The sequence below is a fragment of the Rhodococcus sp. BE178 genome, from assembly GCF_050433545.1.
Lineage (GTDB): Bacteria > Actinomycetota > Actinomycetes > Mycobacteriales > Mycobacteriaceae > Prescottella.
The window spans coordinates 1-14225 of the sequence record NZ_JBNPXA010000006.1 but is presented as its reverse complement, the minus strand read 5'-3'; the positions used below and the strand labels follow the sequence as shown (position 1 = coordinate 14225).

General features: G+C 69.0%; 15 protein-coding genes. 5 read left to right on the top strand and 10 right to left on the bottom strand.

The window, feature by feature from the left end; genetic code table 11:
• Window positions 1-123 precede the first annotated feature (123 nt).
• The 3 genes from J2X34_RS12825 to J2X34_RS12815 all read right to left on the bottom strand — a co-directional run bounded on the left by J2X34_RS12825 (window position 124) and on the right by J2X34_RS12815 (window position 2685).
• Window positions 124-858 (bottom strand): hypothetical protein, encoded by a 735-nt coding sequence (locus J2X34_RS12825; protein WP_429517606.1) that lies wholly within the window; start codon window positions 856-858, stop codon window positions 124-126.
• A gap of 150 nt (window positions 859-1008) precedes the next feature.
• Window positions 1009-2310: a M18 family aminopeptidase gene (locus tag J2X34_RS12820; RefSeq protein WP_174908311.1), complete on the bottom strand. Its 1302-nt coding sequence runs from the start codon at window positions 2308-2310 to the stop codon at window positions 1009-1011.
• 24 nt (window positions 2311-2334) lie between these two features.
• Window positions 2335-2685, bottom strand: coding sequence for a VOC family protein (locus J2X34_RS12815; protein ID WP_114720712.1), 351 nt, complete (start codon window positions 2683-2685; stop codon window positions 2335-2337).
• A 118-nt stretch (window positions 2686-2803) separates the two neighbouring features.
• Between J2X34_RS12815 and J2X34_RS12810 the strand changes: the two genes are divergently transcribed.
• A complete protein-coding gene (locus tag J2X34_RS12810; protein WP_429517605.1) occupies window positions 2804-3751 on the top strand; it encodes a Dyp-type peroxidase in 948 nt (315 codons plus the stop codon).
• A gap of 32 nt (window positions 3752-3783) precedes the next feature.
• Here J2X34_RS12810 and J2X34_RS12805 read toward each other — a convergent pair whose 3' ends face one another.
• The 4 genes from J2X34_RS12805 to purS form a co-directional block, all read right to left on the bottom strand.
• Window positions 3784-4263, bottom strand: a complete 480-nt coding sequence (locus J2X34_RS12805) for a carboxymuconolactone decarboxylase family protein (RefSeq protein ID WP_429517604.1) — start codon at window positions 4261-4263, stop codon at window positions 3784-3786.
• Window positions 4264-4528: 265 nt separating this feature from the next.
• Window positions 4529-5605, bottom strand: coding sequence for an NAD(P)H-dependent amine dehydrogenase family protein (locus tag J2X34_RS12800; RefSeq protein WP_114720706.1), 1077 nt, complete (start codon window positions 5603-5605; stop codon window positions 4529-4531).
• A 116-nt stretch (window positions 5606-5721) separates the two neighbouring features.
• Entirely contained in the window at window positions 5722-6399 is a 678-nt protein-coding gene (gene purQ, locus J2X34_RS12795) for a phosphoribosylformylglycinamidine synthase subunit PurQ (protein WP_174908309.1), read from the bottom strand.
• Window positions 6396-6632, bottom strand: a complete 237-nt coding sequence (gene purS / locus J2X34_RS12790) for a phosphoribosylformylglycinamidine synthase subunit PurS (RefSeq protein ID WP_114720701.1) — start codon at window positions 6630-6632, stop codon at window positions 6396-6398. The genes purQ and purS overlap by 4 nt, the downstream gene beginning before the upstream one ends.
• A 141-nt stretch (window positions 6633-6773) precedes the next feature.
• On the opposite strand from purS, the gene J2X34_RS12785 reads away from it, so the two are divergent.
• The gene (locus J2X34_RS12785) at window positions 6774-7421 is read left to right on the top strand and encodes an MBL fold metallo-hydrolase (protein WP_114720698.1); all 648 of its coding nucleotides are present in this window, start codon (window positions 6774-6776) and stop codon (window positions 7419-7421) included.
• Window positions 7422-7617: 196 nt separating this feature from the next.
• A complete protein-coding gene (locus J2X34_RS12780; protein ID WP_174908307.1) occupies window positions 7618-8661 on the top strand; it encodes an alpha/beta hydrolase in 1044 nt (347 codons plus the stop codon).
• A 4-nt stretch (window positions 8662-8665) separates the two neighbouring features.
• On the opposite strand, the gene J2X34_RS12775 is transcribed toward J2X34_RS12780, so the two are convergent.
• From J2X34_RS12775 to J2X34_RS12765, 3 genes are all read right to left on the bottom strand, one after another.
• Window positions 8666-9370: a DUF2334 domain-containing protein gene (locus J2X34_RS12775; protein ID WP_114720693.1), complete on the bottom strand. Its 705-nt coding sequence runs from the start codon at window positions 9368-9370 to the stop codon at window positions 8666-8668.
• A 105-nt stretch (window positions 9371-9475) separates the two neighbouring features.
• Complete coding sequence (locus J2X34_RS12770) at window positions 9476-9970, bottom strand: glutathione peroxidase (RefSeq protein WP_429517600.1); 495 nt, start codon at window positions 9968-9970, stop codon at window positions 9476-9478.
• An 86-nt stretch (window positions 9971-10056) separates the two neighbouring features.
• A complete protein-coding gene (locus tag J2X34_RS12765; protein WP_258557777.1) occupies window positions 10057-11487 on the bottom strand; it encodes a cation:dicarboxylate symporter family transporter in 1431 nt (476 codons plus the stop codon).
• 163 nt (window positions 11488-11650) lie between these two features.
• Between J2X34_RS12765 and J2X34_RS12760 the strand changes: the two genes are divergently transcribed.
• A complete protein-coding gene (locus tag J2X34_RS12760; RefSeq protein ID WP_429517863.1) occupies window positions 11651-13252 on the top strand; it encodes a sensor histidine kinase in 1602 nt (533 codons plus the stop codon).
• A complete protein-coding gene (locus J2X34_RS12755; protein ID WP_114720688.1) occupies window positions 13249-13950 on the top strand; it encodes a response regulator in 702 nt (233 codons plus the stop codon). The genes J2X34_RS12760 and J2X34_RS12755 overlap by 4 nt, the downstream gene beginning before the upstream one ends.
• The last annotated feature ends 275 nt before the right edge of the window (window positions 13951-14225 follow it).

Genomic DNA, 14225 nt, shown 5'->3' with positions numbered 1-14225 from the left:
CGTCCGAGGCAGCGCACACGAACGCGAGGACCTCCGGTCGACCGTCGTGTCCGGGACACGACACGCTCGAACCGGAGGTCCTTGTCGTCAGGCGCCGAGCGCGCCCGTCACGGGCGCGTTGGGTCAGCTCAGGTTGCCGAGCACATTGCCCAGGATTCCGCCGACCACGTTGGTGATCGAACCCTGCGGATCGGTGATGGATCCGAAGACCTGGCCCGATCCGGTGTTCACCGAACCGAAGCCCAGATCCTCGAGGCTGCCCGAGCCGGCCTCGACGGGGTTCGGCGGACGAACGGTGACGCACACGCCCATCGGGTTGATGTTCCAGTCACCAGCAGCGAGCACGATGTTGGTGCCGGCGCCGCTGTCGAGCTTGGAGCCGACCGTGGCGTTATCCGGGACCTTGTAGGTGGTTTCCAAGGCGATGACTCCGCCACCCGCGGTGGTCCACCCGCCACCCTTGGCGATGACGGCGTTGTTGCCCACGACGGCGGTACCGGTGACGTCCTCCCACTGCTGATCCCCGACCAGCCATTTGACGTTCAGGCGAGCCTTCACCAACTGGAAACCTGCCGGGTGGAAGTCACGGATCTGGTTGACGAGCGCTCCCGAACCGGACACCTTGGTGAGGTACGTGACGGTGTGTCCCGGTGCGACCGTGCCGTCGCCGACAACCTCCTTGCTCACGGTGTACGGCGTCCAGAGGGAGCCGGCCCAACTGTCGGTGACCGACTGGTTGAGCGCGCATGCGGGCGCGGCCTGGGCCACCGAGGCTCCGAGCCCGACGGTGACTCCGGTGGCGACGAGGGTGGCAGCGGCGGTGGCGGCCGCAAGGCGGCGCAGCGAAGGACGAGACATGCAGATCTCCGATCGAAGGGGGTAACGGCTGCGTGTCGGACCTCCCCGCAGAGCCGACATGCGGTGCGCCGAGCGGTTCAGCTCGGCACAGTCGCGCATCCTTCTTACTGAACCGCTGTCCAGTTCGCAGCAGAACGCGAGAACTCGCTCTTACTGCACAGGCGTGAGGAACGCCGCGAGTGCGTCCGCGTACATGCCGACGTCGCGGGCACCCATCAGTTCTCGCGCCGAGTGCATCGCCAACTGCGGGGCGCCGACGTCGACCGTGGACAGCCCGGTCCGGGACGCGGTGATCGGTCCGATCGTCGAGCCGCAGGGCAGGTCGGCGCGATGCACGTACCGCTGCAACGGGACTCCCGCGCGGTCGCACGCGAGCGCGAACTCCGCGGACCCGCTCGCGTCGGTGGCGTAGCGCAGATTCTGGTTGACCTTGAGGACCGGGCCGCCGTTGATCTCGATGCGGTGCGCGGGCTCGTGCCGGTCCGGGTAGTTCGGGTGCGTCGCGTGGGCCATGTCGCCCGACGCGCACACCGAGCCGGACATCGCCCGCAGGAAGTCCTCCCGACCACCACCCCGGAGCAGGACGATCCGCTCGAGGACCGAGTTGAGCAGATCGGAGAAGGCGCCGCGGTCGGACATGCTGCCGACCTCCTCGTGGTCGAACAGCGCGAGCACCGGGGTGCTCTCGCCCGGCTCGGCGACCGCGGCGAGCAGCGCCTGCGTTCCGGCGTAGCAGGTGCCCTGGTTGTCGAGGCGCGGCGCGCTGATCAGGGACTCGTCCTCGCCGACCACCGTGCTGGGCGCCAGGTCGTGGGTCATCAGCTCCCAACCGAGCACCGACTCGGCCGCCACTCCCGCCTCACCGGCGAGGAAACCGACGAACGATCGTAGTTCGGTCCCGGTCCCCCACACCGCGTTGACGTGCCGCTGCGGGTCCAGCTGCACGCCCTTGCGCTCCTCGGACAGGTGGATCGCCAGCTGCGGCACCCGAAGGATCGGTCGATCGACACGGACCAGCATCTCCTCGACCGCGTCCCCGGAGCGGACGCTGAGCCGGCCGGAGATGCCGAGATCGCGGTCGAGCCACGAGTTGAGCCACGCGCCGCCGTACGGCTCGAGGCCCACCATCTGCCAGCCGGCCGACACCAGGTCCGGGTGCTGCTTCACCCGTAGGTTCGGGCTGTCGGTGTGCCCGCCGACGATCCGGAACGGCCACGAGGGAACTGACGCGCCGCCGGCTGTCCCGTCCTCGGTGCTCCATGCGATCAACGACCCGCCGCGGATCAGGTAGTAGCGCCCGGGCGCGGACGGCCACGCCTCGGTTTCCCGCAGCTCGGTGAAACCGTTGTCGGTCAGCTCGGCCGCGACCGTCGCGCACACGTGGAACGGGGACGGCGACGCGTCGACGAAGGCACACAATCCCTGGGCGTCAGCCTGCGTAATCGATGGCATACCGACAATCATGCAGTACCCGGATCAGTGTGCTCCCGAGACACAGAACTGGTTGCCCTGCGGGTCCGCGAACACCACCCACCGGAAGCCGTCCATGTTCTCCCGGTGCACCTCGGTGGCGCCCGCCGCGACTACCCGCTCGACCTCCGCGTCCAGATCGGGAGAGGTCATGTCCATGTGGAGCCGGTTCTTGCCCGGGGTCGGGTCGTCGACCTTCTGGAATCCCAGCTTCTGTCCCCAGCCGGGAACCCCGACCATGTAGAACCAGCCGTCGTTCTCCGCCTCGATCGTGCCGCCCGTCAGGTCCGCCCACCAGCGCGCGAGCGGCCCGGGATCCGTCGAATCGAACGTGATCATGCCCAGTGTCAGCGTCATGCCCGGACGTTAGCGCGTGGGACCGACATTCGGCCGTCGGAAGCAGACGCTAGATTGGCCACGCCCCCAAGATCGACTGCAGTCGCACGTGCGGCCGCGCCGCACGAACCGGAGTCCGATGAACGACGTGTCCCTCCCCCAGTCCCAGCCGGTGGCCACCCCGCTGTCCCCTGCCGCGATCTTCCTCGTCGCCACCGTGGCACCCGGCGGGGAGGCAACGGTCCGGGACCTACTCACCGATGTCACCGGGATGGGTCGTGCCGTGGGCCTGCGGGTTCCCGGCTCCAACCTCGAACTGGTGGTCGCGATCGGATCCGCTGCGTGGAACCGGCTGTTCACCGGGCCGCGGCCGGCGCAGTTGCACGAGTTCGTCGAACTGCGCGGCGACAAGCACGTCGCGCCCGCTACCCCCGGCGACCTGCTGTTCCACATCCGGGCCCAGACGCCGGACGCATGTTTCGAGCTCGCCCACCAGATCGTCAAGCGTCTCGACGGCGCGGCCACGGTGGTGGACGAGGTGCACGGATTCCAGTACTTCGAGAACCGCGACCTCATCGGGTTCGTGGACGGCACCGAGAATCCCAGCGGACAGCAGGCGGTCGCGGCAGTCACCGTCGGCGCGGAGGACGCGGGGTTCGCCGGCGGCTCGTACGTGCACATCCAGCGATACGTGCACACGATGGCCGACTGGGAGGCGCTGCCGGTCGACGAGCAGGAGCGGGTGATCGGTCGCAGCAAGCCCGACGACGTCGAGATGACCGACGACGTCAAGCCCGCCAACTCGCACGTCGCCCTCAATGCGATCAAGGACGACGACGGCAACGCGCTCGAGATCCTGCGCGCCAACATGCCGTACGGCCGGGTCGGCGACGAGATGGGCACGTTCTTCATCGGCTACTGCCGAACGCCCGCGATCACCGAGCGGATGCTCGAGAACATGTTCCTCGGCAGCCCGCGCGGCAATTACGATCGGCTGCTGGACTTCTCGGTGGCGGTCACCGGTTCGCTGTTCTTCGCACCCAGCGAGGACTTCCTCGACGCGCTGCCGCCGACCCCGGCCCTCTGACCCGGCCGTCTGACCCGGCCGTCTTACCCGGCTCAGCTGCCCGGCAACGCGCAGACGGTATCCAGTCCCAGCACGTGGTTGAGCCGGCCGAACGCGATCCAGGAGCCCAGACACATCGACAGCTCGACGATCTCGGCCTGGCTGTACCGAGCACTCATCCGCGCCCAGAACTCGTCGTCGAGGTTGTGGTGATCGAGCGCGTACCGCTCGGCGTACTCGGCGGCGAGCCGGACACGGTCGTCGAAGGCGTCGGTGGTGCGCCAGTTCTCGACGGCCTCGAAGAAGTCGTCCTCCACCTTCTGCCCGTCGCGCTCGGTGCGCCAGTCCATGCAGACGATGCAGCCGTTGATCTGCGCGATCCGCAGTCGGGCAGCCTCGAACCCCCGCAGGTCGAGCGTCGAGTTCGCGTACACGGACAGCGAGAATTTCGAGGCCGGGATCCCGATTCCGGGGACCATCTCGCCCCACACGTAGCCGACCGGGTCCTTGCCCTCTGGAATGTCGATGTTCATGGCGCCCAGTGTGCTCCGCCGAAGCCGTCGTGTGGTGCAGATTCTCACCACTCGGCAATCGAGTCCGGACTGCGTCGGGATTCGGGCGGGCGCCGCCGGAACGAGGACCAACGGCCCTACGGCCGATCGGGTGACGGCACTTTCCATGCTCGCGTTCTGCGCGATCCTGCGGGCCGTCGTGCACTACATGCGGTCCCACCCGCGGGCGTCGATGTGGGTGTGGGGCCTGTCGATCCTGACGTTCCCGCTGTGGATCTGGGGCGGGTCAGCGGCGCGGCAGCATCGACGGAGACGGACGGAGCGGAACCTCGAGGGCGTCGTACAGGCCGGGCTCGGCCGCGACGAGCCAGTCGATCGCGTTGACCAGGCGCCCGACGGCGGTGGCGTTGCCACCGGCCGCGCGGCTGCCGCCCTCGTCCGTGGCCTCGACGGTGACCTCGATCCGCGGCCGCCCCTCGACGATCACACGGTGCGCGCCGGCGCCGCCGTCGGGTGGCGTCGGCCAGTCCGGGGCGCACGACGGGTGGATCCGGGTGACGTGCTCGACGATGATCCGCGGGATGCCGGCGACGATGCCCTGCACCTCGAACCGCAGAGCGCCCTGGGTGCCCGCGGAGAAGTCCCCCATCGACGTGGTCGTGACGTCCGTTTCGAGGGCGCGCCGTTCGACGGTCTCGCCCACCTTGTCGAGTTCGAGCCCGAGCGCCCGCGCCATCAGCCGGATCTGGCCGCCCCACACCATCGTCGGGACGGTCGGCGCGATCATCGGCGGCTCGTAGTCCATCGGCTGGCCCATCCCGACGAGGTAGCGCACCGAGTCGGGCTGGTCGTAGTCCGCGTAGTCGAAGATCTCCTGGCAGCGGATCACATCCACGGTGGAACCGAGCCCGCTGATCAGCAGCGGCAGCACGTCGTTGCCCCAGCCCGGGTCCACCCCGGAGACGAACAGCGACCCGCCGCCGAGCCGGATCGCCTCGAGCACGGGGTCACGGAGCTCGGGCGGCGCGCTGCGGTGGTCGTAGAGCGCGTACAGCGACGGCGTCACCACCACCGCACCGGTGCGCAGCGCGCGGACGATGTCGGCGAGTGCGTCGTCGGGCCGGACCTCGCCGGATGCCGCGTAGACGACCGCGCCGGGGCGAGTCGCGAGCACGTCGTCGATGTCGGCGGTCGCGGCGACACCGAGCTGCTCGCCGACGTCGCCCAACTCGCCGGCGTCGCGTCCCACCTTGTCGGGGTTGTGCACGACGACCGCGGACAGTTCCAGATGCGGGTTGGCGTGCACCGCGCGGATCGCCGCGCGGCCGACGTTGCCGGTGCCCCATACGACAGTGGTGATCATGCGCGGGACGCTAGCGAACCAGGTCGACTCGCGTACCCACTTCCGCACAGACGAAGGGACCCTTCGTCCGCTCGCAGCGGCCGAAGGGTCCCTTCAGGTCTCGATAAGTCGGCGGCTCAGGCCGTCAGCACGCTCTCGAGCGCGGAGTAGAACATGCCCAGGCCGTCGTCGCTCGGGCCGGTCAGCGACTCGGTGGCGTGCTCGGGGTGCGGCATGAGGCCGACGACGCGACCGTTGGCCGATGCGATGCCGGCGATGCCGCGCTGCGAACCGTTCGGGTTGTCGCCGGCGTAGCGGAACACGACGCGGCCCTCGCTCTCGAGCTCGTCGAGCACCTGCTCGGACGCCTGGTAGCGGCCCTCACCGGACTTGAGCGGCACGAGGATCTCGGCGCCGACCTCGTAGCGGGACGACCACGCCGTCGAGTTGGACTCGACCTTGAGCCACTGGTCGCGGCAGATGAAGTGCAGGCCCGCGTTCCGGGTCAGTGCGCCCGGCAGGAGACCCGCCTCGCACAGCACCTGGAAGCCGTTGCAGATGCCGAGGACCGGCATGCCGCCGTCCGCAGCCTTGACGACCTCGCCCATGACGGGCGCGAAGCGCGCGATGGCACCGCAGCGCAGGTAGTCGCCGTAGGAGAAGCCACCAGGAACGATGACCGCGTCGACACCCTTGAGGTCGGCGTCGCCGTGCCACAGGCTGACGGCCTCGCCACCGGCGAGGCGGACTGCGCGGGCGGCGTCGACGTCGTCGAGCGTGCCCGGGAAGGTGATGACTCCGATGCGCGCGCTCACTGGACTCGCGTGACCTTCCAGTCCTCGATCACCGTGTTCGCCAGCAGCGACTCGGCGATCTTGGCGAGCTCGTCGTCGCTGACGGTGTCGTCGACCTCGAGCTCGAAACGCTTACCCTGGCGAACATCCGACACACCGGCATGACCGAGTCGGGACAGGGCCCCGACAATGGCCTGCCCCTGCGGGTCGAGAATTTCGGCCTTGGGCATGACATCGACAACGACACGGGCCACGTGCTGCTCCTCGCTATGGCTGGTTTGCGCCCGGGATCGCACCGGGCATCCAGGAGTTTACCGGGCTGCCCCGTGCGACTCCGCATCGAGTGAACGTCGGACGCCACCCCGCTGCCCGGTGCGATCCCGCATACTCGTCTCATGCGACTGACGCACTTCGGCCATTCCTGTGTCCTGGTGGAGCTCGACGGCGCGAAGATCCTGTTCGATCCGGGCAACTTCTCGCATGGATTCGAAGGGATCACGGGCCTCGACGCCATCCTGATCACCCATCAGCATCCCGATCACGCCGACCCGGCGCGGCTGCCCGCGCTGGTCGACGCGAATCCCGGCGCCGGGCTGTACGCCGACCCGCAGACGACGGCGCTGCTGGGCGAGGCGTGGACCGCGGTGTATCCCGGCGACGTGTTCAACGTCGGCGAGGTGCAGGTCACCGGCACCGGTGGCACCCACGCGGTGATCCACCCGGAGATCCCGTTGATCGACAACACCGCGTACCTGCTCGGCGACGCCGAGAACCCGGCCAAGCTGATGCACCCGGGCGACTCGCTGTTCGTCCCCGAGCAGAAGGTCGACGTTCTCGCGGTGCCGGCGGCGGCGCCGTGGCTCAAGATCTCCGAGTCCGTCGACTACCTGCGCGCGGTGCACCCGCGGGTCGCGGTCCCGATCCATCAGGGTGTGATCGCGAAGGAGGCCCGCGGCATCTACTACGGGCGGCTCACCGAAATGGGCCCGGGCGGAACCGAATTCCGCGTCCTGCCCGAGGAGTCGAGCGTCGAGGTGTCCTGAGGCGTCGGTCGCCATGGTGTGAAGCCCCGGGTGAATCTCGAACCGGTATCTCCGATCGGGACACCCGGGGCTTGTCCGTCGGTACTGTGCTGCACGAATGCCGCGCTCAGGGGGACGTTCGGCATCTCGGTGGACTACCGGCCGTGGGCACTTTCGTGATGCACGGCGAATTCGGCTCTCAGGGGAGGAAATTCGCATGGGGACTTCGACGCTCGGATGCGCCCGCGTCCTGGCCGCCGCGGCGGTCGTGTCCGCTTCACTGCTTGCGGTACCGGCGACGGCGTCCGCCGGTGGCGACACCTCGGTCAAGACCGCAGCCGCATCGGACGTCTCGGCTCCCTACCTGGTGAGCACCACGAAGAACTCCGACCGCAAGGTCACCATCTCGGTGTACTCGGCTGCGATGGATCGCAACATCCCACTCGAGGTCATCCTCCCCGCCGACACCAGTCAGCCGCGCCCGACGCTCTACCTCGTCAACGGCACCGGCGGCGGTGAGGACCGGGCCACCTGGCAGCGGCAGACCGATGTCATGAACTTCTTCGAGGACAAGAACGTCAACGTCGTCACCCCACTCGAGGGTGCGTTCAGCTACTACACCGACTGGGTGAAGGACGATCCGAAACTCGGTCGCCAGAAGTGGCAGACCTTCATGCTCGAGGAACTGCCGCCGGTCATCGACGAGGCCTTCGACACCAACCGGGTGCAGTCGATCGCCGCGATCTCGATGACCGCGACCTCGGTGCTCAACTACGCGATCGCCAAGCCCGGCTTCTACAAGAGCGTCGGCTCGTACAGCGGCTGCGCCGAGACCAGCACTTGGGCGGGCCAGAACGCCATCAAGGTGGTCACCGGCGTGCGCGGCGGCGTCGACATCACCAACATGTGGGGCCCCCTCGACGGGCAGGGGTGGATCGACAACGATCCCGTCGTCAACGCCGAAGGTCTGCGCGGAACCGAGCTCTACATCACCACCGGCTCCGGACTGCCCGGCCACCACGAGACGTTGGACGGGCCCGGCATCGACGGCCGGCCGATCGCACTGGCCAACCAGATGATCGTCGGTGGTGTGATCGAGGCGGCCACCAACTACTGCACCCACAACCTCGCGAATCGTCTCGCGCAGTTGAACATCCCGGCCACGTTCGATTTCAAGCCGGGCGGCACCCACTCGTGGGGGTACTGGCAGGACGACCTCCACAACAACTGGCCGATGATCGCCCGGTCGATGGGGATCTGACGCCTCACGCCACCTCGCGCACGCCCTCGCGCAGCGGCCAGCGGTACACGTCCGGCCGGGCGCCGTGGTGCAACGACAGGTCGACGGCGTCCAGCACGGCCTGCCGGGGCCCGACCTTGCCCAACTGCTTCGCGGAGACCGCCAGCCGGACGAGGCGTCCCCGCCGGGCGCCGCGGGACGCGCCGAGCACCATGGCGCGGCACCGCCACGGCTCGGCGCGGAAGCCGTCGCCGAGACCGATCACGTGGCTGCGCACGCTGGTCCCGTTCGCGAGGTCTCGGACCGCGCTCATCCCGGCGAGCAGCCGGAAACCGTTGGTCGGCAGGACCGCGACGGCACCGGGCGAGGCCACCCAGCGCGGCGCCGCGAACAACCGCGTCCGCAGCCCCACCTCCTCGAGCACCCGATCCGCGGCCAGCAACCGCAGCCGTGCCTCGTGCTCGGGCAGCAGCGCGAATTCGGCCCGCCGGCGTTTGGTGGCGGCCTGGTCGTAGCCGTGCAGGACGATCGCGTCACCACGGTCGCGCCGGCCGCGAAGCCATTCCTGCGTGAGCGAGTCCGAGACCAGTCGGTACTTGTCCTTGAGCCGCGGCGCGACCAGCAGCGACAGCGGCACGGATCTGCGGTCCAGTTCCGCCGCGAACTCGGCGACGACGTCGAGCGTCTCGTCCCTGATCCCCGACACCGACACGATCACCTGTCCGGTCATGCATCGAGGGTGGCAGCTGCAGGTGAACGCCGGACGGCGCCCACGCACACATTCGGTGGTCGAATGTGCGTGTGGGCGCCGTCGGGTGTCCTGAGGGGGACAGACCTAGCGGGGCAGCACGGCCTCGATCGCCGCGATCACCTCGGGGGCGTCGGGCTCGGTGCGCGGACGGAACCGGTTGGCGACGGTGCCGTCGGGGGCGATCAGGAACTTCTCGAAGTTCCACTGGATGTCGCCGGCCTCGCCGTCGGCGTCCGCGGCCTGGGTGAGCTCGGCGTACAGCGGGTGCCGGTTGTCGCCGTTGACCTCGATCTTCTCCGTCAGCGGGAAGGTGACGCCGTAGGTGGTGGAGCAGAAGCTCGCGATCTCCTCCGGCGTGCCCGGCTCCTGGCCCATGAACTGGTTGCACGGCACGCCGATCACGGTGAGGCCGCGCTCCGCGTACTCCGAGGCCAGCTTCTCGAGGGCCGTGTACTGCGGGGTCAGGCCGCACTTGGAGGCCACGTTCACCAGGAGGACCGCGCGGCCGCCGTACTCACCGAGGCTGGTCGGCACACCATCGAGGGTGTTGATCGTGATGTTCTGCAGGGGGCTCGTCATGTGCACCAACCTAGCGAAGGCCTCGGACTCGTGCTTCGGCCACGCGCGGGCACCCTGCGTCGGAAATGCCATCCGTCCCACGAACATCAGGCGCTCGCCAACTCTCGCTTGTCGGGAGCGGGTATCGGCGTGGAATGCACCTGCCCCTCCACCGGAGCCGACTGCGGCTCGTCGGGCCCATCGTCGTCGACCATGCTGTCCTCGTCGAACGGCAGCTCACCCGCCAGGACGGCCCGGACCCGATCGGTGTCGACGGACTTGGTCCACGTGCCGACCAGCAGCGTCGCGACGGCGTTGCCGGAGAAGTTGGTGACCGCGCGGGCCTCGGACATGAACCGGTCGATGCCGACGATCAGGCCGACGCCGTCGAGCAGTTCGGGGCGGTGGCTCTGCAGGCCGCCGGCGAGGGTCGCCAGTCCCGCACCGCTCACTCCGGCGGCGCCCTTCGATGCGATGATCATGAAAACCAGCAGCGAGAGCTGCTCGGTCAGCGACAGCGGCTTCCCCATCGCGTCGGCGATGAAGATCGACGCCATCGTCAGATAGATCGCGGTCCCGTCGAGGTTGAACGAGTAGCCGGTGGGCACGACGACACCGACGGTGGTGCGCTCGACGCCGATGTGTTCCATCTTCGCGATGAGCCGCGGCAGGGCCGATTCCGACGACGAGGTCGCGAAGATCAGCAGGTACTCCCGCGCCAGGTAGCGCACGAGCTTGAAGATCGAGACCCCGGCGACGGCGCGCAGGATGCTGCCGAGCACGCCGAAGACGAAGATCAGGCACGTCAGGTAGAAGCCGAGCATGAGCGCGCCGAGTTGGACGACGGCGCCGAGTCCGGTCTGCCCCACGACGTTCGCGATCGCACCGAACGCACCGATCGGCGCGAGCCACAGGATCATGGACAGGATCTTGAACACGAGCTTCTGCACGTGGCCGACGCCGCGCAGGATCGGCGCGCCCTGCTTGCCCATCGCCTGCACGCCGAACCCGACGAGCAGCGCGACGAACAAGGTCTGCAGGACGCTGCCCTCGGTGAGCGACGACAGCAACGACGTCGGGATGATCGACGCGACGAAGTCCATCGTGCCGCCGGACGCATGAGCCTTCTCGGCGAGGGCCGCACCGGTGTTCGCGGTGGCGGTGATGTCGAGGCCGCTGCCGGGGCTGAGCAGGTTGCCGACCACCAAGCCGATCCCGAGGGCGACGGTGGACATACCGATGAAGTACGCGAGCGCGAGACCGCCGACCTTGCCGACACTCGCGGCCGCACGCACCGACCCGATGCCAAGGACGATGGTGCAGAAGATGACGGGGCTGATCATCATCTTGATCAGGCTCACGAACATCGTGCCGAGCACGCCGAGAGACTTGCCCGCCTCGGGTGCCAGCCAGCCGACGAGGATGCCGGCGATAACCGCGACGACGACACCGGCGTACAGCCAGTGGGTGCGGTCACGTGACTTCTTGTCCCGGGCGGGTTGCGCTGCGCCGGGTCTCCCTGTTGCACTCGTGCTCATCGGGTGTCCTCTTGATCGGGTGGATTCTCGACGAGTCGATACAGGTGATCGGGGTCACGTCGACTCGTCAGAGAATGTTGGTACCGATCCGAGCACCGGTGAAGGTTGTGTTCATTAGTTTCACGAGAGGACCGAGGTGCGCCGGGGCGTGACCCGCAAGCCCATGAGCGTCGCGACGCGACTGCTGATCTTGCAGCTCGTCGTGTTGACGCTGGTCATTGCCGCGCTCTCGGTGCTCATCGCACTCGACGAGCGACGTGATTCCGACGACGCCAGCCGTCGGGAGGTGACCGGTATCGCAGAGACCTACGCGTTGTCGGCGTCGACGATCGCGGCGCTGCGCAGTCCGGATCCCACCGCACTGCTGCAGCCCGAGGCCGAACGCATCCGGGCGGCGACGGACACCGACTTCATCGTGGTGATGGCACCGGACGGCACCCGGTACACCCACCCCGATCCGACACTGATCGGGCAACGTTTCGGGGGTCACATCGATCGCGCACTGGCCGGCGAGACGTTCACCGAGACTTATACGGGGTCGCTCGGCCCGTCGATTCGCGCGGTGACCCCGGTCCGCGACGGCGACGAGATCGTCGGTCTTGTCTCCGTGGGTGTCACCCGCGAGCGGATCGGCCAGCAGTTCGCGAACAGCCTGCCGTCGCTACTGGGGATCTCCGCGATCGCCGTCGGGATCGCCGCGATCGGCGCGACCCTGGTCAGCAACCGGATCCGACGACAGACCCTGGGCCTGGACCCCGACCAGTTGCGCCGGATGTACGAGCATCACGACGCGGTGCTCCGCTCGATCGGCGAGGGGCTGATCGTGTTCGGACGGGACCGCGACGGGAGGGTTCGCGTGGACGTCGTCAACGACGAGGCCCGCCGGCTCCTGTGGCTGCCGGACGGTCCGATCACCGTCGACCAACTGCCCGAGACCCTCCGCCGCATCGGACCGGACGCCGACGAGGAACACGACGAGGTGCACGTGACCGCCGACCGCATCCTGGTGGTGGGACGGGCACCCGTGCTGTGGGACGGCAGACGCATCGGCACGGTCGTGACCCTGCGCGACCACACCGACCTGCAGAACGCGCTGGGTGAGCTGGACTCGACACGCAGCGTCGCCGAGTCCCTTCGCGCCCAGGCCCACGAGTACGCGAACCGGCTGCACACGATCGTGACGATGGTGGAGCTGGGCCACCACGACGAGGCGGTCGCGTTCACCACGGCCGAGTTGGCGACGTCGCAGCAGCTGATCGACCGGCTCATCGCGGCGGTGCACGAACCGGCGCTGGCGGCGCTGCTGCTGGGGAAAGTCACCGAGGCCGCGCAGCAGGGTGTGGAACTGACGGTCACCGAGGACACAGCCATGGGTCCGCTGACCACGCTGACGCCGCTGGAGATGGTGACCGTGGTGGGGAACCTGATCGACAACGCGATCGACGCGGCCCGCTCGACCGAGACCGACGAGACCGCCCCGTGGGTGGAAGTGACCGTCGCGGAGGAGGATTCGAACCTGGTGATCCGCGTCGCCGACAGCGGGCCGGGGATGGATCCGGACGCGCTGACACGAGCCATGACCCGCGGATACTCGACCAAGCAGGTCGACGGCCGCCCGGCGATGCAACGCGGACTGGGCCTGGCGCTGGTGGCGCAGGTGGTGGCCCGGCACGGCGGCCGTCTGCGCACCGAGCCGTCGCTGGCCGGAATGCTCGTCGTCGAGATTCCCCTGCACACGCCGGGTCGACGGGACGGCACCCGATGATCCGCGTCCTGATCGTGGAGGACGAGCCGTTGATCGCGGAGGCGCACCGCTCGTATGTCGAACGGGTCGAGGGCTTCTCGGTCCACTCCGTCGCCCATACCGCGAACGCGGCGATGCGGGCGGTCGCGGGTGCCGCGGCCGGCGACGACCCGATCGATCTCGTCCTGCTCGACATCGGACTGCCCGACGCCAACGGACTCGATCTGGCGGACGCGCTGAGCGGGCTGCGGCCCCGCCCCGACATCATCGCCGTCACCTCGGCCCGCGACCTCGCGGTGGTCCGGACGGCGGTCACCCGCGGCGTGCTGCTGTACCTGCTCAAGCCGTTCACGTTCGCCGCGCTGCGCGACAAGCTCGAGCACTACCGCGAGTTCCGGGCCACGATGTCGCGGGGCGGTACCGCCGCCAGCCAGCGCGACATCGACCGCGCGATGGCGGTGCTGCGCAGCGCCGACGAGCGCGCAACTGCACCGAAAGGTGTTGCACCGCAGACTGCGGACCTCATCGGCGCGTGCGTCCGCGACGCCGGCCGCCCGTTGACCGCGGCGGAGGTCGCCGCGGCTGTGGGGGTGTCCCGGGTGACCGCGTGGCGTTACCTCGAACGGCTCGCCGACGACGGTGCGGTGGGCCGGGAGACCGAGTACGGCAAGGCTGGACGACCCCAGGTGCGCTACGCCTGGGTCGCCACCACCGGCTGAGCGTGCTCGCCGAAGCGCCGCAGCTGCCGCAGCACCGTGAAGAGCAGCGTGGCCCGACCACCGGACGGAGCCGGTCCAGCCGCTGGTGAGCGAGCCCCGTACCGCACCCACCGCAGGGGCTGCGTACAGCAGACCCGTCCCGGCCTGAACGAACGAGGGGCGTGGGGGCCCGCGGGGGCCCCCCCCCCCCCCCCCGCGGGGGCCCCCCCCCCCCCCCCCCGGGGGGGGCACCCCCCCCCACACGCAAACCACAACCAAACACACAAAGATACCAG